The sequence below is a fragment of the Mesorhizobium sp. B2-4-15 genome, from assembly GCF_006658505.1.
In the GTDB taxonomy this organism is placed as follows: domain Bacteria; phylum Pseudomonadota; class Alphaproteobacteria; order Rhizobiales; family Rhizobiaceae; genus Mesorhizobium.
Genome location: NZ_VFUZ01000021.1, coordinates 57,351 through 80,151, shown reverse-complemented (window position 1 = coordinate 80,151; position 22,801 = coordinate 57,351). Strand labels below are relative to the sequence as shown.

Here is a 22,801-nt window from a genome sequence, read left to right as displayed (position 1 = left end):
GGGCCGCCAGCGTGGGAGCGCTTCCCTTCTCCCCGTCCCTATACGGGGAGAAGGTGCCGGCAGGCGGATGAGGGGCAGCGCCAAAGTTCTGAGGGTGTTGCTCCATGACCGACACAACAAACACCCCTGCCCCACGCCATATCCCGGACCGGCTCGACAAGCCGCTGTCCTCGGCGATCTTCTCGTGGGAAGCGCTGCTCGTCATCATCGCGGCTCTCATCTTCGCCATAAACAGCTTCGCCTCGCCGTATTTCCTCGACCCCTATTCGCTGTCGGACCTGACGTTCAATTTCACCGAAAAGGGCCTGATCGCCTTCGCGATGGCGCTGCTGATCATTTCGGGCGAGATCGACCTGTCGGTCGCCGCCATCGTCGCGCTCGCCTCGACGCTTATGGGCATGGCGGTGCAGGCTGGCGCGGGGACACCGGTTCTGGTGCTGATCGGCATCGTCGTCGGGCTCGGCTGCGGCGCCTTCAATGGCTTTCTGGTGACAAGACTCGGCCTGCCTTCCATCGTCGTCACCATCGGCACGATGAGCCTGTTTCGAGGCATCGCCTTCATCATCCTCGGCGACCAGGCCTACAAGGGCTATCCGGAAAGCTTCGCCTTCTTCGGGCAGGGCTATGCCTGGTGGGTGGTGTCGTTCGAACTGGTGCTCTTCCTCACAGCGGCCGTCGTCTATTGGTTCCTGCTGCACCGCACGAGCTTCGGCCGCCGCGTCTTCGCCATCGGCAACAATCCGGTCGCGGCGCAGTTCTCCGGCGTGCGCGTCGGGCGCATCAAATTCATCCTGTTCTGCCTGACCGGACTGATGTCGGGCGTCGCCTCGGTGCTGATCACCTCCCGGCTCGGCTCCACCCGACCGTCGATCGCGCAGGGCTACGAGCTCGAAGTCATCACCATGGTGGTGCTGGGCGGCGTCAGCATTCTCGGTGGCGTCGGCAGCATTCCGGGCGTCGTGCTCGCCGCCTTCATCATGGGGCTGGTGACCTTCGGCCTCGGTCTGCTCAACGTGCCCGGCATCGTCATGTCGATCTTCATCGGCCTGCTGCTGATCGTCGTCATCGCGCTGCCGATCGTCTGGCGGCGGCTGCGCGGAGGACGATGATGGCCGAAAAATACGCGTTCAAGATGATGCTCAAGCCCGGCATGAAGGCCGAGTACAAGAGGCGCCATGACGAGATCTGGCCGGCGCTGGTGGCGCTGCTGAAGCAGGTCGGGGTGTCCGATTATTCCATCCATCTCGATGGCGAAACCAACATCCTGTTCGGGGTGCTGTGGCGGCGGGATGGTCACGGCATGGCCGAGTTGCCGAACCATCCGGTGATGCAGCGCTGGTGGGCTCATATGGCCGACATCATGGAGACCAAGCCGGACAACGAGCCGGTGGCGGTGCCGCTGGAAACGGTGTTCCACCTGGAATGAGCACGATACGTCATGTCGCCGTCATCGATATCGGCAAAACCAATGCCAAGGTGGCGCTGGTCGATCTCGTCACCTTGAGCGAGGTCGCGCTGCGTCGCATGGTGAATGCGCCGGTGCGCCAGGCGCCCTACCCGCACCACGATGTCGAAGCGCTGTGGAATTTCATCCTTGACGGCCTGGCGGGCCTCAACCGCGAGCAGCGCATCGACGCCATTTCGATCACCACCCACGGCGCGACAGGCGTGCTGGTCGACGCAGCGGGCGAACTGGTGTTGCCTGTGCTCGATTATGAGTTCGACGGTCCCGACAGTCTGGCGGCGGACTATGACGCGACCCGCCCGCCCTTCGGAGAGACCGGCACGCCGCGCCTGCCGCTCGGCCTCAATCTCGGCGCGCAATTCTTCTGGCAGCAGAAGCGTTTGCCGGCGGAATTCGCCAGGGCCACCGCGATGCTGATGTACCCGCAATATTGGGCGCTGCGGCTGACCGGCGTCGCCGCCAATGAGGTGACGTCGCTCGGCTGCCACACCGATCTGTGGAACCCGTGGACCGCCGATTTCTCCTCGATGGTCGACAAACTGGATTGGCGTCGACTGATGGCGCCGGTGCGACCGGCAAGGGATCGGCTCGGCCCGATCCTGCCCACGCTTGCGGTGCGGACCGGCCTCGATCCACGGACGCCCGTTTTCTGCGGTCTGCACGATTCCAACGCTTCGCTGCTGCCGCATCTCCTATCCGACGCGCGGCCGTTCTCGGTCGTCTCAACCGGCACCTGGGTGGTGTCGATGGCGGTCGGCGGCAGGGCGGTCGCGCTCGACCCGGCACGCGACACGCTGGTCAATGTCAATGCGCTCGGCGATCCGGTGCCCTCGGCGCGCTTCATGGGCGGTCGCGAGTTTTCGACGCTTACCGACGGTCAACCGCAGGAATGGAGCGAAGACGATGTCGCCGCCGTGCTGGCGCGGCAGGCCTTGCTGCTGCCTTCCACTCAGCAGGGTTCCGGGCCATTCCCGCATCGCACCGCGCAGTGGAGCAATGCGGAGAATTCCAGTCCCGGGCAGCGTTTTGCCGCGATTTCGTTCTACCTTGCGCTGATGACCGCGATCTGCCTGGACCTCATAGGCGGCGATGGTCCGACGACGGTCGAGGGGCCGTTTGCCCAAAACCGGCTTTTCATCCGTATGCTGGCGGCAGCGACAGGCAGACCGGTCATCGCATCGGAGACCTCGACCGGCACCAGCATCGGCGCGGCGCTGCTGGCGTTGGACGGCGTCGCGGTCATGAGCAAAGGCGAGCGAACTGAGCCGCCGGCCGATGGGGATTGGGGCGACTATGCAAGGGCGTGGCAAAGGGCCGTCAGGGCATAAGTTGCGGCATCGCTACCCAGCCTTGCTTGACAGGCGCCAACCTCGGCAATGAAGGCACGTCAGCGCGGCGCCGTCCCATAAAGCAGTCCCTGCGGATCGATCTCAGGTTTTCTACCGGCGACGAGGTCGGACAGGAACTTTCCGGAGCCGCAGGCCATGGTCCAGCCGAGATGGCCATGGCCGGTGTCGAGATAGAGGTTGCGGTATTTCGCCTGGCCGAAGACAGGCACCGAATTCGGCATCATCGGTCTCAGCCCTGCCCAAAGCAACGCCTTTTTCTCGTCGAACGCGCCCGGGAACAAATCCTTGCCGGTGTTCAGGATGGAGCTGAAATCGCTCGGCTTGAAACTGCGGTCGAAGCCGGTGAACTCCGCCGTCGACGACATGCGCAGCCGGTTTCCCAGCCTCGAATAGCCGATCAAGCGATCCTCGTCGGCGCCGCCCATGGTCGGTCCTTTGTTCTCGTCCTCGAGCGGGACGGTCACGGTATAGCCCTTCACCGGATAGACAGGCAGGTCGATGCCGTAACGGCGGCCGAGCAGGCCGCTTTCCGGCCCCATGGAAATGACGACGGCGTCAGCCGTGACCGGTCCGGCGGAGGTCATCACGGCCCGCACCCGGTCGCCCTCGACGTCGAGGCCCTGAACCGTCGTGCCGAACAGGAATTTGACCCCGAGTTTTTCCACCGCATAGGCGGCGAGCTTGTCGGCGAGTTGTTTGGAATCGCCTGTCTGGTCGATCGGGGAGTAGACACCGCCGGCGATTTTTTCCTTGACGCCGGCCAGCCCCGGTTCCAGTTCGACCAGCCGGTCGCGGCCGACGATCTCGATCGGCAGGCCGTGCTCGCCGAGATAGCGGTAATTCTCGGTGCCTGTGTCGAGGCTCTTCTGCGAACGGAAGAAGTACAGGATACCGCGCTTGCGCTCGTCGTAGTGGATGCCGGTGGTCTCCGAGAGGGCGTTGATGCAATCGCGCGAATAGAGTGCGAGCCGCAGCTTGACGCTGGTGTTGGCGCGCATGCGCGCCACGGTACATTCGCGCAGAAAACGCAGGCTCCAGGCATAAAAATAAGGGTCGAGGCGCAGTCTGACCTTAATGCCGAGATCATGGTTCCAGAGCCCCCGCAGGAAGGTCTTCAGCGCAGAAGGCGAGGCCCAGGCGGTGGCATCGCCCGGCGACACCAGGCCGGCATTCGACTGGCTGGTGCCGCGCGCCGCCGCTTCATGGCGCTCGATGACCGTCACGTCGTGGCCGTCGCTTGCCAGATAGTAAGCGGCGGCCGTACCGACGACGCCGGCTCCGAGCACCAAAATTTTCATGCGGCCCTCAAGGATCGGGCAACGTGCCCCACACGTCGCTTTCTGAACTCCTCAATAGCGCGTCCCGTTACGCGGGACGAGCCCTTGGCCCAACAGCTCGCTGTTTCAGCTTCTCGCCGAGTTCTTGCCGGTGAGAATCCGCTCCCACGCCAGGGCATCCTTGACGATCTGGTCGAGATCGTCGCGTTGCGGGGTCCAGCCAAACTCCGCGCGGGCGAGATCGGAATTGGCGACCACGGCGGCGGCATCGCCCGGGCGCCGATCGCCCATCCTCACCTCGAAATCCCGCCCGAAGGCGCGCCGTACGCTGTCGATGACCTCGAGCACCGAATAGCCATGGCTGTAGCCGCAATTGGCGACGAGACTCTGTCCCCCGGCGCGCAGCCGCTGCAGGGCCTGGCGATGCGCCGCCGCAAGATCGCTGACATGGATGTAATCGCGCATGCAGGTGCCGTCCGGCGTCGGATAGTCATTGCCGAAGACCTGCATGAAAGGCCTTTTGCCGAGCGCGGTCTCGCAGGCAACCTTGATCAGATGCGTGGCGCCGGGCGTGGACTGGCCGGTGCGGCCCTTCGGGTCGGCGCCGGCGACGTTGAAATAGCGCAGCGCGGTATAGCGCAGGCCGTGCGCGGCGCCCGCATCGCGCAGCATCCACTCGCTCATCAGCTTGGACAGGCCATAGGGCGATTCCGGCGCCAGGCGGGCATCCTCGCGCACCGGTTCCAGCCCGGCGCCGCCATAGACGGCGGCGGTCGAGGAAAAGATGAAATGGGGCACGCCTTCGCGCACGGCGGTTTCGATCAGCGTGCGTGTCTTGCTGGTGTTGTTTTCGTAGTAGGCGAGTGGGTCGGCGACGGATTCGGGGACCACGATCGAGCCGGCGAAATGGATGATCGCGTCGACCTTGTCGTCCCGGATGATCGAGCCGACCAACTCCTTGTCGGCGACATCGCCAACGACCAGCTTTGCTTCGGGCGCAACCGCCCATTCGAAGCCGGTGGAAAGCCGGTCGAGAACGACCACGCTCTCGCCCGCATCCAGCAATTCCCAGACCATGTGGCTGCCGATATAGCCGGCACCACCTGTCACCAAAACCGTCATCCCAAGTCCTCGCTTACCCAAGATTTATCGGAAACTGTCTCAAACATCGCCTTACTGGAAAGCCTGCAGGATGGCCATTAGAACCCTTCGTAACCGGCGTTCACTTGATGTGGCATCGTGCGGAAACAAAAGTGATCCAGAGAACGTATCGTGGAATAGGCCACGATCCGCCCTCGTTAGGAACAGGCGCGGGGCGTGGCATTTTGACCAAAATGGCCCGGTGGACGACCAATCGGCCAATGATTATGATCCCGCGCAAAATTGGGAAGTCGACATGAATTACCAGCGGTTCTTCGAAGAAGCGATCGACCAGCTCCATGCCGAGCGTCGCTACCGCGTCTTCGCCGACCTCGAGCGTATCGCGGGCAAGTTCCCGCGCGCCATCTGGCGCTCCAACGGCCGCGCCGAGGAAATCACCGTCTGGTGTTCCAACGACTATCTCGGCATGGGCCAGCACGCCGACGTCATCGCCGCGTTCCAGAACGCGGCCGGCAAGATGGGCTCCGGCGCCGGCGGCACCCGCAACATTTCGGGTACCTCCAACCCGCTGGTCGAGCTCGAGCATGAGCTTGCCGACCTGCACGGCAAGGAAGCGGCGCTCGTCTTCACCTCCGGCTTCGTCTCCAATGAAGCGTCGATCTCGACCATCGCGCGGCTTTTGCCCAATTGCCTGATCATCTCGGACGAGCTGAACCATGCCTCGATGATCGAGGGCGTGCGGCGCTCGGGCGCCGAGAAGAAGATCTTCCGCCACAATGATGTCGCGCATCTGGAAAGCCTGCTGCAGGCGGCGGGGCGCGAACGCGCCAAGCTGATCGTCTTCGAGAGCGTCTATTCGATGGACGGCGACATCGCGCCGATCAGCGAGATCGTCGAGCTCGCCGAGCGCTACAACGCCATGACCTATATCGACGAGGTCCATGCGGTGGGCATGTACGGGCCGCGCGGCGGCGGCATCACCGAACGCGAGGGCCTGGCCGACCGCATCGACATCATCGAAGGCACGCTCGCCAAGGCGTTCGGCACGCTGGGTGGCTACATCACCGGCACCAGTGCCGTCATCGATGCCGTTCGCTCCTATGCGCCCGGCTTCATCTTCACCACGGCGCTGCCGCCGGCGATCGCGGCCGCGGCCACCACGTCGATCCGCCATCTCAAGCAGTCGCAGGCCGAGCGCGACGCCCAGCAGCGGCAGGCGAGCCGCACCAAGCAGATCCTGTCGGCCGCCGGCCTGCCGGTGATGGACTCTCCGACCCACATCGTGCCGGTGCTGGTTGGCGATCCGGAGCTGTGCAAGATGGCCAGCGACCGCCTGCTCGGCGTGCACGGCCTTTATATCCAGCCGATCAACTACCCGACCGTGCCGCGCGGCACGGAACGGCTGCGCATCACGCCGACGCCGTTCCATTCCGACGCCCTGATCGCCGAACTGCAGGACGCGCTGGTCGAGACCTGGGATGCGCTCGGCATCCCCTACGGCTCGGCCGGACGGCCCTCGGTCGCCAAAAGCGACCGCATCATTCCGCTGCTGGTGCCCAAGTCGGGCGGCTGAAAGCCGGTTTGTGCCCGTCACAGGGTTTACTCGAACCGTAGCGCCGCCCCTCATTGTCCTGCCGGACATTTCTCCCCGTATAGTGACGGGGAGAAAGACGCTGTGTCCGATGGTTCCGCCAACAGACATTGCAGTATAAGGCGAGGTTGCTTTCTAACGAGGCGCAGCGCTTACCTATGGAAGCGCAACAAACCTCAGCCTATTTTCATCCAATTCGCCAGCCGGTGCGCCGCTTCCTCGACCTGGTCGAGGCGGCGGTGGAAGCATAGGCGCAGGAAGGCTTCGCCGCCGGGACCGAAAGCGGTGCCGGGCGCCAGGCCGACATTGGCCCTGTCGACGATTTCGAAAGCCGCGCTGCGCGAATCCGTGATGCCGTCGACCATGAAGAACAGATAGAACGCGCCCTGCGGCACGGTGAACCGGGCACGGCCGGTGGCGCCGAGAATGCCGCAGACCAGGTCTCGCGCCTTCCTCGCCCGTTCCACTTGTTCGGCAACGAAAGCATCGCCCTCGTCGAGCGCGGCGATCGCGCCGCGCTGCATGAACTGGGCAACGCCCGAGTTGGAATACTGGATCAGGTTCTCGAACACCTGCTGCAGGCTCGGATGCGTCTTGATCCAGCCGACGCGCCAGCCCGTCATCGCCCAGTTCTTGGAGAAGGAGTTTACGAACAGGATGCGGTCCTCCGCCGTCGCGATGTCGAGGAAGGACGGCGCGCGGCCGTGGCCGTAGTGGAACAGCGAATAGATCTCATCGGCGATGATCCAGAGGTTCTTCGCACGCGCGAGATCGAGTATCGCTGCAAGGGCTCGTGATCGGCGGTCCAGCCGGTCGGGTTCGACGGGGTGTTGATGAACAATGCCCTGGTGCGCGGCGTGATCGCCGCCGCGAGCTTCTCGACATCGCAGGACCAGCCATTGCCGGAATGGTCAAGCGTGACCGGCACCGGAACGGCTCCCGATATCGCCGCGGCGGCGTCGAAATTCGGCCAGGCCGGCGACAGATAGATCACCTCGTCGCCGGCGCCGGCGAGTGCCGCGAGCGCCAGCTGGATGGCATGCATGCCGGAGCCGGTGACGATGAATTGCTCCTCCGGGAACGTCTTGGCGAAATGCCTGGCGTAGTAGCGGGCAAGCGCTTGCCTGAGATCGGGAATGCCCCTCTGCCAAGTGTAGAACGTCTCACCGCCGGCCAGCGCCTTCGACGCGGCATCGGTGATGAAGGCCGGCGTCGGCAGGTCGCCCTCACCGGCCCAAAGCGGGATCAGGCCTTCGCGCAGCCGGCCGTAGTTGACGACGGCGACAATGCCGCTTTCCGGCGCCGCACGGGCTTCGGCGCGCAAGGTCTCTATCAGGCTCATAACAGGTCCGCTTTCTCTCAGGGTTGCCGCTCTTTACCAGATGCGAAAACAGAAAACCCCGGCCGCGAACGACCGGGGTTTTGGTCCAGAGAGCCCTGTCCCGTCTATCGCCTGGCCAGCAAATCGCGGATTTCGGTCAAAAGCTGCACGTCGGCAGGCGGAGGGGCTGCCGCTGGCGCGGGTTTTTCTGTCTCCAGGCGCCTGCGCATGTTGTTCACGGCCTTGACCATGAGGAAGATGATGAAGGCGAGGATGAGGAAGTTCAGCACGACGGTGATGAAGCTGCCATACGCAAAAACAGCACCTTGCTTTTTGGCATCCGCCAGTGAGGTGGCGTTGACGGCCGAGGAAAGCCCGATGAAATAGTTGTTGAAGTCCAGTCCGCCGAAAATCGCTCCGACGATCGGCATGATGATGTCGTTGACGAGAGAATCGACGATCTTGCCAAAGGCCGCGCCGATGATGACGCCGACGGCCAAGTCCATCACGTTACCCTTGGAGATGAATTCCTGGAATTCTTTCAGCATTCGACCCTCCTTGTCATGACCGGCCGCGCTGCCGCCTCACCAATGTCTTTCGGCCCGGCCCGAGCTCACAATAACAAAAACCCCCGGTTGCAAAACCGGAAAAAGGGTGAAAGCACCGCTTTGTTTTTACCCGACGTCATCAGACACCGATGCGCCGAAAGCCGCGATGGACTCGGCTTCCAAGCTGTGGTTGCGTGCAGGAAGGCCGGGCGTCAAACCGGCCAGGGAGGAATTGCGAGCCGTGCAGGGCTTGTTCATCGTCATCATCGCGATCGCCTATGTGACGCTGCTGTTTGCCATCGCCAGCCTGGGCGATCGACGCTCGGCCATCTCCGGGCCGGGGCGGGCGCGGCCTTTCATCTACGCGCTCAGCCTCGCCATCTACTGCACATCCTGGACCTTCTTCGGCTCGGTCGGCCTCTCCTCCGAGCGCGGCCTCGAATTCCTCGGCATCTATACCGGGCCAGTGCTGGTGTTCGTGTTCGGCTTCCCACTGCTCAACCGCATCGTGCGCCTGGCCAAGACCGAGAAGATCACCTCGATCGCCGACTTCCTCGGCGCGCGCTACGGCAAGAGTTTTGCCGTCGCCGCGATCGCCACGCTGATCGCCACGATCGGCGCGGTGCCCTATATCGCCCTGCAGCTGAAGGCGATCTCCGGTTCGGTCAGCCTGATGGTCGAGCACTATACGGGATCGCCGCCCTCCTTCGATCCGTTCGTCAGCGATATCTCGCTGGTCGTGGCCATGCTGCTGGCGCTGTTTGCGGTGCTGTTCGGCACTCGCCATGCCGATGCCACGGAACACCAGGACGGGCTGGTGCTGGCGGTGGCGGTCGAAACCGTGGTCAAGCTTGCCGCGTTCCTGGCGATCGGCCTCATGGTCACCTTCCTGATCTTCGGCGGCCCGGGCGACATGTTCGCAAGGCTCGCAGAGAACGCGCATGTGCGGCAGGCGATGGGATACAACACCTCGCTCGCCACCTGGCTGGTGCTGACCGGATTGAGCGGCTTCGCCATCATTCTCTTGCCACGACAGTTCTACGTCACCATTGTCGAGAACCGCGGCGAGGCCGAATTGCGCACCGCGACCTGGGTGTTTCCGCTCTACCTCGTGGCGATCAACCTGTTCGTGCTGCCGATCGCCTTCGCCGGCCTGTCGCTGGTCGGCGCCGGCACCAGCAGCGATCTCTACGTGCTGTCGCTGCCCCTGTTCAGCGGCCATGACGTGCTCGCCATGGCGGCCTTTATCGGCGGGCTGTCGGCGGCAACCGCCATGGTGATCGTCGAAAGCGTGGCGCTGTCGATCATGATCTCCAACGACCTCGTCATTCCGCTGTTCGTGCGCCGCCTGCTCAAGACCTCGACCTCGGAGACCGAGGACTGGTCGACGCTGATCCTCAATGTGCGGCGCGGGGCGATCTTCATCCTTTTGTTCATCGCCTTCCTCTATTACCGCGAGAGCACCAACAGCGCGCGCCTGTCGTCGATCGGCCTGATGTCGTTCGCGGCCATCGCGCAATTCGCGCCGGCGCTGATCGGCGGGCTGGTCTGGCGCGGCGCCAATGGCCGCGGCGCGACACTCGGCATGGTCGCCGGCATCCTGGTCTGGGGCTATACGCTGCTTTTTCCATCGTTCGTCGCGCCCGACACCGATATCATCGTGCACGGGCTGTTCGGCTTCGAGGCGCTGCGGCCGCAGGCTCTGTTCGGCACGGTGGCCGAACCGCTGAACCACGGTGTCCTGTGGAGCCTGTCGATCAACGCAGTGTTCTTTGTCCTGGGCTCGCTCTCGCGCGCGTCGCTGCCGCTGGAACGCATCCAGGCGTCGATCTTCGTGCCGCGCGACGCCGGCCCGATGCCAAGCCTGCGCCGCTTCCGCACCGCCATAACCGTCAACGATCTCAAGGACACGATCGGGCGTTACCTTGGCGTCGAGCGCACCGAGCGCTCCTTCCAGTCGTTCGAGAAGGCCAACGCCACTTCGCTCCACGGCAAGGAGCAGGCGAGCATGGACGTCATCCGCTTTTCCGAGCAGCTCTTGGCCAGCGCCGTCGGCTCCTCATCGGCGCGGCTGATCCTGTCGCTGCTGTTCAGACGCCATGATCGTGAATCCCGGGACGCCTTCCGCCTGCTCGACGACGCCACCGAGGCGCTGCAGCATAACCGCGACCTGTTGCAGATCGCTCTCGACCAGATGGAACAGGGCATCACCGTCTTCGACCGGGATTTCCGGCTCATCTGCTGGAATCGTCAGTACCGGGCGCTGTTCGACTTGCCCGACGAGATGGGTCAGGTCGGGGTCTCGCTCGACCAGATCCTGCGCCATCTGGCCGAGCGCGGCGACATTCCCGCCGAACAGCGCGTGACGACGCTCAACCGGCTGACCAGTTTCGTCAGCCCCTGGCAGATGGAGCTGAAGACCAGCGGCCGCATCCTGGAATTGCGGTCCAACCCGATGCCGGATGGCGGCATCGTCGCCACCTATGCCGACATTTCCGGGCGCGTCGAACAGGACCTGGCGCTGAAGCGCGCCAATGAATCGCTGGAACAGCGGGTCAAGACCCGCACCATCGAACTGACTAGGGTCAACGAGGAATTGACCCGGGTCAACGAGGAGCTGGCGCAGGCGCAAATGCTGGCCGAGGAGGCCAATCTCGGCAAGACGCGCTTCCTCGCCGCCGCCGGTCACGACATCCTGCAGCCCTTGAACGCCGCCCGGCTCTATTGCTCCTCGCTGATCGAGAAGGCCGGCAAGGGGCCGGCCGGCAAGGCGGCAGTCAACATCGAATCCTCGCTGGAATCGGTCGAGACCATCTTGGGCGCGGTGCTCGACATCTCGCGTCTCGATGCCGGCGCGATGAAGCCTGATGACACCGCCTTCAGCCTCGACGGATTGCTGCGCCAGATCGGCAATGATTTTCGGCCGATGGCGGCGGAGAAAAAGCTCGGACTGACGATCATGCCGTCGTCGCTGGCGGTGACGACGGACCGCAATCTGTTGCGCCGCCTGATCCAGAACCTCGTCTCCAATGCGATAAAGTACACGCGCCACGGCCGTATCCTGGTCGGCGTGCGGCGGCGCGGCGACCTGGCTGAGATCCAGGTGATCGACACCGGCATCGGCATCGCCGGCGACAAGCTGAACACTGTTTTCCATGAGTTCACGCGGTTGGACGAAGGGGCGCGCGAAGCCGAAGGCCTTGGCCTCGGCCTCTCCATCGTCGACCGCATCGCCCGGGTGCTCAGGCTCGAAATCCGCATTTTCTCCAATCCTGGCAAAGGCACGCGTTTCTCCGTCATCCTTCCAGTGGCGGCCGTGGCGGCGCCCAGGCGGGAGACCGAGAAAGCACCAGCGCGCACGGCGTCCTCGCTTGCCGGGCTCACGGTGCTTTGCATCGACAATGACGCGCGTATCCTCGACGGCATGCGATTGCTGCTCGAAGGCTGGGGATGCAGCGTCGACACCGCCTCCGGGTCAACGTATTTCTTGTCGCCTGGCGCGCGCAGGCCCGACATCGTGCTTGCCGACTATCATCTGGATGGCGCGACCGGGCTCGAAGCGATCAGGACCCTGCGCGCTGCTTACGGCCGGGATCTGGCCTGCGTGCTGGTCACCGCCGACCGTTCCAACGAGGTGCGCGCCGCGGCAAGCGAGCTCGACGTTCCGGTGATCAACAAACCGCTGAAGCCGGCGGTGCTGCGCTCGATGATGGCCAGGGTCAGACCGCTGGCACCAGCCGCCGAGTAACGGCATCGTGTCTCTTGATGCGACGACAAGAGCGGATCAGCCGCTCGTCTGCAGCGGGTCGCTGCCGATCTTGGACAGGAGGATCACCGCCTGGGTGCGGCTGTCGACACCGAGCTTCTGCAGGATAGCCGAGACATGCGCCTTGATCGTCGCCTCGGAGACGCCGAGTTCGTAGGCGATCTGCTTGTTGAGCAGGCCTTCCGCCAGCATGCCAAGCACGCGTGTCTGCTGCGGCGTCAGCGCCTGCAGCCGCTTGATCAGGTCCGATATTTCCGGATCGCGCTCGACGCCGAGATCGACGCCAACCGGCGCGGCGATGTCGCCGGCAAGCACCGTCTGCACAGCGCCGCGGATCTCTTCCATGCTGGCCGATTTGGAGATGAAGCCGGACGCGCCGAGATCGAGCGCGCGCCTGATGGTCGCCGGATCGTCATGCGCCGATACCACCACCAACGGCACCGCGGGATGCACGCCGCGCAGCGAAATCAGGCCGGAAAGACCGCTGGCGCCGGGCATCGACAGGTCGAGCAGCACCAGATCGACATCTTCATTGGCCACGACCAGCGCCTTGGCGCTTTCGAAATCGCCGGCCTCGTGGATGGCGGCGACATTGCCGATGCCGGCAAGCGCCTCGCGCAGCGCACCGCGAAACAGCGGGTGATCGTCGGCGATGACGAACGTGTAGCCTGACGGCAAATATCCCTCCCCGAATCCCATCGATCATTTCAAGGCTTTTCGGGATCAGTCGGACGATTATGAGGGGCCGCGCGCCGTTTTCAAGCGGCAAAGCCAGCGCGCCGCGTTTTCCCTTATGGCGCTCAGGTCTTCTGCGAGTTGGGCTGGACCCCGCTGTCCTTGTCCATATCCTTGACGATGCCCATGAAGCCCTTCAGGAAACGCTCCATGTAGCTCATCGTCTTGTTGAAATCTTCCTCGCTCGGCAGTTTCGATTCGAGACGGGCGGAGAGCGAATTCTCCAGCTTGGTGACGCGCTCGTCCATTGCCTTCATTGATGTTTGCAGGCGGTCGACCTCGTCCTGGAAAGCCGCGCGTTCGTCGGCCGCCATCTTGCAGACGAGCTGGCCGGAGCGCTCCTCGCAGAGCGACATAGCACCGGTCTGTGTATCCATGCGGACATAGCCGTTGTCAGACTTCTCCAGCCGGTAGCGGTCGGTTTCTTCCGAATAAGCTGAGGCCGCGACCAGTGAAGCGAGCGCGGCGGGGATCAAGATGTGCTGCAGACGCATGTTGTCCTCCATGGCCAAAGCCTGAAATATCGCATGTTTGCGCCGGAAATGGGGACGACCCCTTGGGGTGGCCTTCCCCGCATGACTGGTTCGGACTATAGCGCAACCATGTCACAGATTATCTACAAGATAACCCCGGAAGCGCCCTGGCGCGAGGCCGAAGCCAATGGCCGCTTCACCGGCGCGCCGATCGACATCGCCGACGGCTTCATCCATTTTTCGACGGCGGCGCAGGTCAGGGAAACGGCGGCCAGGCATTTCTCGGGCCAGACGGACCTCCTGCTGGTCGCCATCGACGGCGCCAGCCTGGGCGACGCCTTGAAATACGAGGTGTCGCGCGGCGGCGCCCTGTTTCCGCATCTCCATGGCGTGCTGGAGCTCAGCGCCGTGCTTTGGGTCGAGCCGCTGCCGCTTGGTGCCGACGGCACCCACCAGTTCCCGGCGCTGGAGGAGCAATGAGCGTGCTCGACCGGTTTGGCCAGAAGCTGCTGTTCACCTTCGATCCGGAAACCGCGCATGGCCTGTCGATCGCGGCGCTGCGCTGCGGCCTGCCGGTGGCCAGGCGACCGATACAAGACGAGAGGCTGAGGGTCGGGCTTTGCGGTCTCGATTTCCCGAACCCTCTCGGCATGGCCGCCGGCTACGACAAGAACGCCGAGGTGCCCGACGCGCTGCTTGGCCTCGGCTTCGGCTTCGCCGAGGTCGGCACGGTCACGCCGCTGCCGCAGGCCGGCAACCCGAAGCCGCGCATCTTCCGGCTGACGGCGGATGAAGCGGTGATCAACCGGCTGGGCTTCAACAATGAGGGTCATGCGGCCGCCGAGAAACGCCTTGCCGCGCGCAAGGGGCGCCCTGGCATCGTCGGCGTCAACATCGGTGCCAACAAGGACAGCGCCGACCGGATCGGTGACTATGAGCGCGGCGTTTCCCGCTTCGCCGCCTATGCCAGCTATCTCACCGTCAACATCTCGTCGCCGAACACGCCGGGCCTGCGCAACATGCAGGCGCGCGAGCAACTCGGCGAATTGCTGTCCCGGGTCGTGGCCGCGCGTGCCGCGGCATCGGCGCAACCACCCGTTTTCCTGAAGATCGCGCCGGATCTGGCCGAGGCCGAACTGGAGGATATCGCCGCCGAGGTCGCCGGGAAGCGGGTCGACGGCGTCATCGTCTCCAACACCACCATTTCGCGGCCGCCGCTGCGCAGCGGCGACACTGCACGCGAGACCGGCGGGCTTTCGGGCAGGCCATTGTTCGATCGATCGACCATCGCGTTGGCAAGAATGCGCAAATTGCTCGGGCCGGACATGGCCATCATCGGTGTTGGTGGCGTCGATTCCGCCGATACGGCACTGGAAAAGATCCGCGCAGGGGCCGATCTCGTCCAGCTCTACACCGGCATGATCTATGCCGGACCGGCGCTGCCTGGCCGGATCGTCGCCGGGATGGCGCGATTTGCCGAGACCGAGCGGCTGAAGTCCATTCGCGACTTGCGCGACAGCCATCTTGATCGATGGGCATCGAAGCCGCTCAGTTGAAGGCCGTCCGCACCCGTAGCCGCAGAATTGTCAGCAGGCTGAAGCCGCGCGCCAGCAGAAACACGTGCAATGCTGCCCAAAGGCCGTGATTGCCGAAGGCAGGCGCCAGCGTGAGCAGCGCGACGGCAAAAACGAGGAACGACAGCAGCATCATATTGCGCATGTCGCGTGACCAGGTCGCGCCGATGAAGACGCCGTCCATCTGGAACGCCAGCACACCGCTCAGCGCGGTGAACGCCGCCCAGGGCAGGTAGGTGTCGGCCACGGCGCGGACCTCCTGCGATGTCGTGACGATGGCGACCAGATCGGCGCCGGCCAGGAGCAGCACCAGCGTCGCGGCACCGGCCAACCCAAGGCCCCAGAGCAAGGTCAGCCGCACCGCCTGCCGGAAGGGCCGCTCGGCACGCGCGCCGACGGCGCGGCCAGCAAGCTGTTCGGCGGCGGTGGCGAAGCCGTCGAGGAAATAGCCGGCGACAAGGAAGAAATTCATCAGGACCGCGTTGGCGGCCAGCGTCACCGTGCCGAACTGCGCGCCCTGGCGGGTGAACAGCGCAAAGGCCGCAAGCAGGGAGAAGGAGCGGATCATGATGTCGCGGTTGAGCGACAGCATGCGCAGGAAGGCCGCCATGTCGAGCAGCCGATGGCGTGGCAGGGGCGGCGTGGCGCGGAAGCGTCCGACAACGATGGCAAGACCCAGCAGCATGGCCAGGAATTCGCCGGTGACGGTCGCCCAGGCGACGCCGGCGACGCCCCAGCCAAGCTCCAGGCCGAGCAGGAAGCAGAGTATGATGTTGATGCCGTTCAGCACCAGTTGCAGCACCAGCCCGAGTCCGCCCTCGCCGCGCCCCAGGACATAGCCAAGGATGGCATAGTTGATCAGCGAGAAGGGGGCGGCGAGAAGCCTGATCCTGATGTAGATGCCCATCGCCTCGCTGACGCGCGGCCCGGCATCCATGAACCACTGGCCGCCGACAGCGAGCAGAGGCGAAAGCGCCGCCAGCACTATACCGGCGACCACCGCGATGAGAACGGCGCGCCAGAACACCGCTTGCTCCTCGAGCGCATCGCCACGCCCGAACGCCTGGGCGACGAGGCCGGTGGTGCCCGAGCGCAGGAAGTTGAAGGAGGTGAAGACAACGTCGAAGACCAGCGCGCCCGCCGCAAGGCCGCCGAGCAAGGCGGCGTCGCCGAACTGGCCGACCACGGCCGTGTCGACCAGGCCGAGCATTGGCGTCGTCAGGTAGGCAAGCGTCATCGGCACCGCGATAGCGAGCACGGAACGGTTGGTGACGACAAAATATCTGGCGTCGGCCGGGGTTGCACCCTTATCCAAGGGATTGCTGCCTTGCTGCTTGATCGGAGAGCCGATGTGCCCCATTTTCCGGCCACCGCGCAATCATTCTTAACGCGACGGCCAACCGAAATCCCGCTCTGGCGCGAAGCCGCCGGTTCCCGTTCATGCCCCTGCAGATCGTCCACCACCCCGACTATGACGCCGGCTTTGCCGTCAATCATCGCTTTCCGATGAGCAAGTATCCCTTGCTGATGGAGGTCTTGCGGACCCGCGGCCTGGCCGGACCCAACGCGCTCAACACTGCGGAACCCGCACCAGCCTCATGGCTCAAGCTCGCCCACGCGGCGGATTATGTCGACCAGGTCATCACCTGCTCTGTCCCGGACACGATCGAGCGCGAGATCGGCTTTCCGGTTGGCCCGCGCGTTTCGTTGCGCGCACAGCTTGCCACGGGCGGCACAGCACTCGCGGCGCGGCTTGCCTTGCGCCACGGCATTGCCTGCAACACCGCCGGCGGCAGCCATCACGCACGGCGCGCACAGGGCGCCGGCTTCTGCACTTTCAACGACGTCGCGGTCGCTTCGCTGATGCTGCTCGCAGAGGGTGCGGCACACAACATATTGGTGGTCGATCTCGACGTGCATCAAGGCGACGGCACGGCGGATATTCTGAGAGACGAGCCGCGCGTGTTCACCTTTTCCATGCATGGTGAGCGCAACTACCCCGCGCGCAAGATCGCCTCCGACCTCGACATCGCGCTGCCCGACGGCACGGGCGATGCCGCCTATCTTGAAAGGCTAGCCACGATCCTGCCGGAGCTGTCGGCCAGAGCGCGCTGGGACATCGTTTTCTACAACGCCGGCGTCGACGTCCATGCCGAGGACCGGCTTGGCCGGCTGGCACTTTCCAATGACGGACTTCGTGCCCGCGACGAGACCGTCATCAGTCATTTCCGCGCGCGCCGCATTCCGGTCTGCGGTGTCATCGGCGGCGGCTATTCCACGGATGTGCCAGCTCTTGCCGCCCGCCACGCCCTCCTGTTCGAGGTCGCGTCGGGCTACGTCTAAGCAGGAAAGCTATTTCCGGTAGTTGGCGATCCTGAGCAGGACGAAGGCCGGCACGACGACCGCGGCGCCGAGCAGGATGTAGCCAAGGAAACGGTCCATGGCGTGGAAACCCAGATTCCACAGATCGATGAAGAACTTCTGGATGCCGTAGAAGACATCCATCGGCGACCAGCCGAAGGCATTCATGACCAGTCCGACGAGGAACGACACCACCAGCAGCTTCAGGATCACCCTGAGCGGCGAGTCGCCAAGAATGCGTGTCAGTGCGGACAAGGCCGTCTCCCGATTGAGATGCCCGGACTCATGGGCACGGCCCAGAGATACGTGCTTGGCAGCCATCCATCAAGCCAGCGCGGTCCGTACGCGGGAAGCCGTCACCGCTCGAGCATCCGAGCGGCGAACGAGCCGGAACGGTGTGGCCCTTCATCCGGATGATCGAGACTCAGGATTCCGAGGCTCCGCATTTCTTAAACATAGGTAAACAAGATCATTTTAATTTATTGAAAATAAAGCGCAAAATCGTCATTTTCGAATGTCGCGCAATGTGCGTGCAATTTTCACCTGCGAGATATCAGGCGTCTTTCAGGTGATGGACCGCGCGGCGCCCTGCCCCCTACAACAGCCGGCGAAAGCCGGTCCCCAGAACCGCACGACCATCCCTGAAAGACGCCAATCGGAGCATGGCCGCCCAACGGTCAGGCTCCCGGGAATTAACCTGCGCATCGATTTGTCGGATGCGCGTCCGTGTTGGAGTAATGCAGTGTCCTCTCGAGCAAAGATCGTCCTGACGGCGGGAACCCTCGCCTTGTGCCTTCTCGGGCCGGCGATGGCCGCCGACCTCTCGCCAACCTACAACGATCCCCCCGCCTTCCAGTGGAGCGGCGCCTATGTCGGTGTCCATGGCGGTACGGCGTTCACCAAGATGCCCAATCCGTTCGCCGACCGAAACGGCTTCAGCGGCGGCGTTCAGGTCGGCTACAACCAGCAGATGGGCCCCGCTGTTCTCGGCGCCGAGATCGAAGGCTCTTATCTCGGCGGTGCCGAACACAACGTCCAAGGCGGCAAGATCAAGGAGAAATGGCGTGGTGCGGCCAAGGCCAAGGCCGGCCTGAGCTTCGACCAGACGCTGCTGTTTGGAACTGGAGGCGTTGCGCTGACCAAGTTCGACAAGGCTGACAATCTGAGCAGCAGCGACGGATGGAAGGTCGGCTATCTCGTCGGCGCCGGCATCGAGCAGGGCTTCGCCGGTGGCTTGTCGGCCAAGGTGGAGTACGACTATGTCCGCACTCCCGGCGTCGAGACGACATCGGCCCTTGGTGCGGCCAAGACGACGATCGGCAGTCATGAGCTGAAGGCCGGCATCAATTATCGGTTCTAGGAGGGTGCACATCGGATCGCGCGAAGCCCGCCGGGCGTCGCGCGATCGCGTGTTTCGATATGCGCCCGAGCCTTTGGACGACGGCTTTTCCGCAATGGACCCCGATCCGGCACTTCGCTGCAATGTCGATGTAATCTTCGCGATCTAGGTCCCGCGCGTGAATTCACGATGGGAATCTGTTATGTCCATGCATGGAGCCGGCTACATCCTACGAGCCCTGAAGCTAGTGTTCATCGCAATCGCGCTCGCGGGCTGCGCCTCCGACATCATGAAGAACTATGTCGGGCAACCGGTCGAATCGGTCATTCTGGATTATGGTCCGCCAATAGCGGTCGTCGACCTCGGCCAGGGCGAGCGTGCCTATCAATGGCGCAAGGTGTCGACGAACGCGGTTTCCGGGACATCGAGCGGCGAGGTTCGCCACACAAAACACGGAACCGTCTATGAAGAGACCGAAACGCCCGGCTATATCGAGCGCCAGGAATGCTTCTACACATTCTACGCACGCGCTTCGGGCGGCCGCTGGTTCGTCACCAATTTCCGCCAGCCAAAGCTGGAATGCGAATGAATTGCCGCGGCGGATCCCGACCGGCCGTGGGTGAAGGAGAATGCGTATGCGCGTCCTGCTGATCGAGGACGAACCGGAAATGGCCTCCGTGCTGAAGGCCGCTCTCGAGCGTCTGGATATCGTCGTCGACCATGCCGCGACATTGGCCGACGGGGAGGCGGTAGCTCGTCTTGGCTATCACGACGCGGTGGTGCTGGACCGCCGGCTGCCGGATGGCGACGGTCTCGGCCTGATCCCGCGTCTGCGCGCCTTGCACCTGGACGTACCGGTGATCGCGCTGACGGCGATGAGCGGGCTGGACGACCGCGTCGCCGGGCTCGATGCCGGTGCCGACGATTACATGGTCAAGCCCTTCGCCACGGTGGAACTCGTCGCGCGGCTCCATGCGCTGCACCGGCGCTCGTTCACTTCGCGCGCCAACCAGACGATGGTCGGCCGCCTCATCTATGATTTCCGCCATCGCGAGGCGCTGGTCGAGGATCAGGCCCTGGATCTGCCGCGGCGCGAAAGGCTGGTGCTTGAAACCCTTATCCGCCGGCCGGGCCGGACCATCATGCGCGGCGCGCTCGAAGAGGCCGTCTACGCCCTGGACGACGAGATCGGCTCCAATGCGCTGGACGCGCATATTTCCCGGTTGCGCCGCAAGCTCGACGATGTCGCCGCCGGCATCGAGATCCGGGCGATCCGCAATCTCGGCTATCTCTTGCGGGCGGCCTCGTGAAGAAGGCGCGCGCGCGTTCGCTGCAATGGATCCTGGTCCGCCGGCTGATCCTGCTGCAGGCAGCGACGCTGCTTATCTTCATCGTGCTTTGCGCGGCAGCACTGTGGATCGCCAATCCGCGCCTGCTGATCGACAACGAGGCTGCCGTCGCGGCCGTCAAGGATGCCGTCGACCGGGACAAGGACGGCAGGCTGATCGTGCGTGAAACGGAAGAACTCACAGCGTTTCGCGAGAGTTTTCCAAATGTCTGGTACGTCGTTCGCGACGGCAGTGGCGAAAGCGTCCGCTTCGGCACCATACCGGACGTCTATACCAAGAACTTGGGCGACCTGCTTGGCGAGGCGGACCACGCCACGATCGGATTCTCCGACAAGGACATGCGGCCGGAAGCCTATCTGGAAAACGCTTCGACCAAGGCCGGCACGGTGCAGATCGTCGCCGCGACGCAGTCGTCGCGCCAGCAGACAGACGGCCTCGAAGTCAACATCTCGGCCACCGTCGAAGTCGCGCGCAATCCGGATGGCAGCAGGAACTGGGAGCGCGCGCTGCCGGCGCTCGCGGTCGTCATCGCAATCCTGCTGTTGCCCGTCATCCTCGTGATGGGCGCGACGACACTGGTGACGACGCCGACCGTCGTGCGCCGCTCCTTTGCCGGCCTTGTCGACACCGTGCGCCAGGCCGCGCGCATCGATATCGGCACCCGGGCCATGCAACTTCCGGTCAAGCAGGTGCCGCAGGAGATCGCACCGCTGGTGAACGCCTTCAACGAGGCTTTGGCCCGGCTCGCGCAGGGCTATGACCGGCACAACCGTTTCCTGACCGACGCCGCGCACGAATTGCGCACGCCGATCGCCATCCTGCGCACACGCGCCGAATTGTTGAAGCAGGAACCACAAAGCGTGCGCCTGCTGCATGACATCGAGCGTCTGTCGCACCTTGCCCAGCAACTGCTCGATCATCAGTTGCTGGATCGCCCGTCCGAGCAACGCCAGATCGTCGATCTCGACGATCTCGTCAGCCGGGTCGCCGCCGACTTCGCCCCGCTCGCCATCGAGGCCGGCTATGACCTCGCCTTCGAACCGTCGCCGAACAAGGCGCATGTCGAGGTCAACGTGCTGCAGATCGAGCGGGCGCTCGCCAACCTGGTGCGCAACGCCATCGAGCATGGCGGCGGCCGCGGCACGATCACGATAGCCATCGACGGGACCGGCGGTGTCGAAGTGCGCGACGAGGGCCCGGGCATTCCCGCGGAAGAGCGCGAGAATGTCTTCGAGCCCTTTTACCGCTTGCAGCCGCAGTCGCGTGGAGCGGGACTGGGACTGAACCTCGCCCGGCAGATCGCGCTGCTGCATGACGGAACGATCCGGATCCTGACGGGCTCATGGTGCGGCGCCCGAATCCGCATGGAGTTACCGGTCCGTTCGTAATGGTTGTCATCGACGGCGCCAAGACGCGCAGTGTCGGCGGCCCATGTCGGGCTTATCTGTTTTCTAACCAATTGCCATTATTGCCATTGCCATAGCGGGAGCCAGGCTTTGGTGGGAACGGGAAAAATCGGCGCGCGCCGCCCAGTCATGCTGTCGGTCGTCGTGCCATGCTACAACGAGCGCGACGGCGTGGCCGAGCTTCACCGGCGCGTCAGCGCCGTATGCCTTGAGCAAAGCCCTTCCTACGAGATCGTTCTTGTCATCGACGGGGCGACCGACGGCACCCGCGAGGCCATTTTCGAACTGGCCGAAAAGGACGACCATGTGGTCGCCATCGACCTGGCCCGCAACTACGGCCACCAGATCGCGCTCAGCGCGGGGCTTGAGTTCTGCCGCGGCGAGCGCATCCTCATTCTCGACGCCGACCTCCAGGATCCGCCCGAACTGCTCGGCGCGATGATGGTGAAGATGGATGAAGGCTTCGACGTCGTCTACGGCCAAAGGGTGAAGCGCGACGGCGAAAGCTGGTTCAAACTGGCTTCGGCCTCGATGTTCTATCGCCTGCTCGGTCGGATGGTCGATGTCGACATCGCACCGGACTCCGGCGACTTCCGGCTGATGAGCCGGCGTGCGCTCGACCATCTGAACGCGATGCCCGAACGCTACAGGTTCATTCGCGGCATGGTGAGCTGGATCGGGCTGAGGCAGGTCGCCTTCCCCTACGAACGCCACCGGCGCTTTGCCGGCACCACCCACTATCCGCTGAAGAAGATGGTTCTTCTGGCGGTCGACGCGATGACCAGCTTTTCGATCCTGCCATTGCGGTTTGCCTCGCTGCTGGGGATGATGTTCGGCCTGCTCGGCCTGGTCGTGCTTGGCTATACGCTGCTGGAATGGTCCGTTGGCAATGTGCTGCCTGGCTGGACGAGCCTTGCCGCGATCATGCTGATCCTGGGCAGCGTCCAGCTCCTGGTGCTCGGCATCTTCGGCGAGTATCTCGGCCGCATGTACATGGAAACGAAGCGGCGGCCGCTCTACTTCGTCAACGAAATCGTTTCGCGCGACCAGCCCGCCAAGAACAGCGACCTGCCTGTCCATCGCCTGCAGGAGATGGCGAAACGGGCCGCGCGTGGCTGAGGCGAAGGTTCACCTGATGCAACGGGA

20 protein-coding genes and 1 pseudogene are annotated in these 22,801 nt (G+C 64.0%); 13 read left to right on the top strand and 8 right to left on the bottom strand.

The features are described from left to right. Window positions 1-104: 104 nt before the first annotated feature. The 3 genes from FJ930_RS22615 to FJ930_RS22605 are packed head-to-tail and all read left to right on the top strand — an operon-like array spanning window position 105 to window position 2,793. Window positions 105-1,109 carry an ABC transporter permease gene (locus FJ930_RS22615; protein ID WP_141840166.1) on the top strand — a complete coding sequence of 335 codons (1,005 nt, stop codon included), beginning with the start codon at window positions 105-107 and terminating at the stop codon, window positions 1,107-1,109. Next, window positions 1,109-1,426 (top strand): L-rhamnose mutarotase, encoded by a 318-nt coding sequence (gene rhaM / locus FJ930_RS22610; protein WP_141840165.1) that lies wholly within the window; start codon window positions 1,109-1,111, stop codon window positions 1,424-1,426. The genes FJ930_RS22615 and rhaM overlap by 1 nt, the downstream gene beginning before the upstream one ends. Continuing rightward, entirely contained in the window at window positions 1,423-2,793 is a 1,371-nt protein-coding gene (locus FJ930_RS22605) for an FGGY-family carbohydrate kinase (RefSeq protein ID WP_141840164.1), read from the top strand. Before rhaM ends, FJ930_RS22605 begins: the two co-directional genes overlap by 4 nt. A gap of 59 nt (window positions 2,794-2,852) precedes the next feature. On the opposite strand, the gene FJ930_RS22600 is transcribed toward FJ930_RS22605, so the two are convergent. Together FJ930_RS22600 and galE are read right to left on the bottom strand one after the other, a co-directional pair. Beyond that, window positions 2,853-4,112, bottom strand: coding sequence for a D-amino acid dehydrogenase (locus tag FJ930_RS22600; RefSeq protein ID WP_141840163.1), 1,260 nt, complete (start codon window positions 4,110-4,112; stop codon window positions 2,853-2,855). Between the two features lie 105 nt (window positions 4,113-4,217). Beyond that, on the bottom strand, window positions 4,218-5,213 hold the full coding sequence (galE, locus tag FJ930_RS22595) for a UDP-glucose 4-epimerase GalE (protein WP_141840162.1): 996 nt from the start codon (window positions 5,211-5,213) through the stop codon (window positions 4,218-4,220). 274 nt (window positions 5,214-5,487) lie between these two features. Here galE and hemA point away from each other — a divergent pair, with 274 nt between their 5' ends. Further along, on the top strand, window positions 5,488-6,765 hold the full coding sequence (hemA, locus tag FJ930_RS22590) for a 5-aminolevulinate synthase (protein WP_141840161.1): 1,278 nt from the start codon (window positions 5,488-5,490) through the stop codon (window positions 6,763-6,765). 194 nt (window positions 6,766-6,959) lie between these two features. Here hemA and FJ930_RS22585 read toward each other — a convergent pair. Both FJ930_RS22585 and mscL read right to left on the bottom strand, forming a co-directional pair. After that, a pseudogene (locus tag FJ930_RS22585) lies at window positions 6,960-8,125 on the bottom strand (pyridoxal phosphate-dependent aminotransferase). 104 nt (window positions 8,126-8,229) lie between these two features. After that, window positions 8,230-8,652: a large conductance mechanosensitive channel protein MscL gene (mscL, locus tag FJ930_RS22580; protein ID WP_140749249.1), complete on the bottom strand. Its 423-nt coding sequence runs from the start codon at window positions 8,650-8,652 to the stop codon at window positions 8,230-8,232. 241 nt (window positions 8,653-8,893) lie between these two features. On the opposite strand from mscL, the gene FJ930_RS22575 reads away from it, so the two are divergent. Beyond that, on the top strand, window positions 8,894-12,400 hold the full coding sequence (locus tag FJ930_RS22575) for a PAS domain-containing hybrid sensor histidine kinase/response regulator (RefSeq protein WP_181763451.1): 3,507 nt from the start codon (window positions 8,894-8,896) through the stop codon (window positions 12,398-12,400). Between the two features lie 36 nt (window positions 12,401-12,436). Here the strand turns inward: FJ930_RS22575 and FJ930_RS22570 are convergent, their stop codons facing one another. Then, window positions 12,437-13,096, bottom strand: coding sequence for a response regulator transcription factor (locus FJ930_RS22570; protein WP_140749296.1), 660 nt, complete (start codon window positions 13,094-13,096; stop codon window positions 12,437-12,439). A gap of 122 nt (window positions 13,097-13,218) precedes the next feature. Beyond that, window positions 13,219-13,647 (bottom strand): hypothetical protein, encoded by a 429-nt coding sequence (locus FJ930_RS22565; RefSeq protein WP_140749255.1) that lies wholly within the window; start codon window positions 13,645-13,647, stop codon window positions 13,219-13,221. A 108-nt stretch (window positions 13,648-13,755) separates the two neighbouring features. On the opposite strand from FJ930_RS22565, the gene FJ930_RS22560 reads away from it, so the two are divergent. Continuing rightward, window positions 13,756-14,106 (top strand): DUF952 domain-containing protein, encoded by a 351-nt coding sequence (locus tag FJ930_RS22560; RefSeq protein ID WP_141840159.1) that lies wholly within the window; start codon window positions 13,756-13,758, stop codon window positions 14,104-14,106. Next, window positions 14,103-15,182, top strand: coding sequence for a quinone-dependent dihydroorotate dehydrogenase (locus FJ930_RS22555; RefSeq protein ID WP_141840158.1), 1,080 nt, complete (start codon window positions 14,103-14,105; stop codon window positions 15,180-15,182). The genes FJ930_RS22560 and FJ930_RS22555 overlap by 4 nt, the downstream gene beginning before the upstream one ends. Here FJ930_RS22555 and FJ930_RS22550 read toward each other — a convergent pair. Continuing rightward, window positions 15,175-16,515: an MATE family efflux transporter gene (locus tag FJ930_RS22550; protein ID WP_141840157.1), complete on the bottom strand. Its 1,341-nt coding sequence runs from the start codon at window positions 16,513-16,515 to the stop codon at window positions 15,175-15,177. The genes FJ930_RS22555 and FJ930_RS22550 overlap by 8 nt on opposite strands. Window positions 16,516-16,640: 125 nt before the next feature. Between FJ930_RS22550 and FJ930_RS22545 the strand changes: the two genes are divergently transcribed. Continuing rightward, window positions 16,641-17,543, top strand: coding sequence for a histone deacetylase (locus FJ930_RS22545; RefSeq protein WP_141840156.1), 903 nt, complete (start codon window positions 16,641-16,643; stop codon window positions 17,541-17,543). 9 nt (window positions 17,544-17,552) lie between these two features. Here the strand turns inward: FJ930_RS22545 and FJ930_RS22540 are convergent, their stop codons facing one another. Next, complete coding sequence (locus FJ930_RS22540) at window positions 17,553-17,816, bottom strand: DUF6460 domain-containing protein (RefSeq protein WP_140749270.1); 264 nt, start codon at window positions 17,814-17,816, stop codon at window positions 17,553-17,555. A 487-nt stretch (window positions 17,817-18,303) separates the two neighbouring features. Here FJ930_RS22540 and FJ930_RS22535 point away from each other — a divergent pair, with 487 nt between their 5' ends. The 5 genes from FJ930_RS22535 (at window position 18,304) to FJ930_RS22515 (ending at window position 22,774) form a co-directional block, all read left to right on the top strand. Beyond that, on the top strand, window positions 18,304-18,921 hold the full coding sequence (locus tag FJ930_RS22535; RefSeq protein ID WP_141840155.1) for an outer membrane protein: 618 nt from the start codon (window positions 18,304-18,306) through the stop codon (window positions 18,919-18,921). 181 nt (window positions 18,922-19,102) lie between these two features. Continuing rightward, window positions 19,103-19,489, top strand: a complete 387-nt coding sequence (locus tag FJ930_RS22530) for a hypothetical protein (protein WP_141840154.1) — start codon at window positions 19,103-19,105, stop codon at window positions 19,487-19,489. A 46-nt stretch (window positions 19,490-19,535) separates the two neighbouring features. Further along, window positions 19,536-20,210, top strand: a complete 675-nt coding sequence (locus tag FJ930_RS22525) for a response regulator transcription factor (protein WP_141840153.1) — start codon at window positions 19,536-19,538, stop codon at window positions 20,208-20,210. Then, a complete protein-coding gene (locus FJ930_RS22520) occupies window positions 20,207-21,637 on the top strand; it encodes a HAMP domain-containing sensor histidine kinase (protein ID WP_141840152.1) in 1,431 nt (476 codons plus the stop codon). Before FJ930_RS22525 ends, FJ930_RS22520 begins: the two co-directional genes overlap by 4 nt. Before the next feature lie 111 nt (window positions 21,638-21,748). Then, on the top strand, window positions 21,749-22,774 hold the full coding sequence (locus FJ930_RS22515; RefSeq protein ID WP_210245373.1) for a glycosyltransferase family 2 protein: 1,026 nt from the start codon (window positions 21,749-21,751) through the stop codon (window positions 22,772-22,774). Window positions 22,775-22,801 lie beyond the last annotated feature (27 nt).

Excerpts from the sequence above, each read along its gene's own strand:
- FJ930_RS22605 (WP_141840164.1), top strand. The coding sequence starts at position 1,423 with ATGAGCACGATACGTCATGTCGCCGTCATCGATATCGGCAAAACCAAT.
- FJ930_RS22615 (WP_141840166.1), top strand. The coding sequence starts at position 105 with ATGACCGACACAACAAACACCCCTGCCCCACGCCATATCCCGGACCGG.
- FJ930_RS22600 (WP_141840163.1), bottom strand. The coding sequence starts at position 4,112 with ATGAAAATTTTGGTGCTCGGAGCCGGCGTCGTCGGTACGGCCGCCGCT.
- FJ930_RS22545 (WP_141840156.1), top strand. The coding sequence starts at position 16,641 with ATGCCCCTGCAGATCGTCCACCACCCCGACTATGACGCCGGCTTTGCC.
- FJ930_RS22555 (WP_141840158.1), top strand. The coding sequence starts at position 14,103 with ATGAGCGTGCTCGACCGGTTTGGCCAGAAGCTGCTGTTCACCTTCGAT.
- galE (WP_141840162.1), bottom strand. The coding sequence starts at position 5,213 with ATGACGGTTTTGGTGACAGGTGGTGCCGGCTATATCGGCAGCCACATG.
- FJ930_RS22565 (WP_140749255.1), bottom strand. The coding sequence starts at position 13,647 with ATGCGTCTGCAGCACATCTTGATCCCCGCCGCGCTCGCTTCACTGGTC.
- FJ930_RS22560 (WP_141840159.1), top strand. The coding sequence starts at position 13,756 with ATGTCACAGATTATCTACAAGATAACCCCGGAAGCGCCCTGGCGCGAG.
- hemA (WP_141840161.1), top strand. The coding sequence starts at position 5,488 with ATGAATTACCAGCGGTTCTTCGAAGAAGCGATCGACCAGCTCCATGCC.
- FJ930_RS22530 (WP_141840154.1), top strand. The coding sequence starts at position 19,103 with ATGTCCATGCATGGAGCCGGCTACATCCTACGAGCCCTGAAGCTAGTG.
- rhaM (WP_141840165.1), top strand. The coding sequence starts at position 1,109 with ATGGCCGAAAAATACGCGTTCAAGATGATGCTCAAGCCCGGCATGAAG.
- mscL (WP_140749249.1), bottom strand. The coding sequence starts at position 8,652 with ATGCTGAAAGAATTCCAGGAATTCATCTCCAAGGGTAACGTGATGGAC.
- FJ930_RS22525 (WP_141840153.1), top strand. The coding sequence starts at position 19,536 with ATGCGCGTCCTGCTGATCGAGGACGAACCGGAAATGGCCTCCGTGCTG.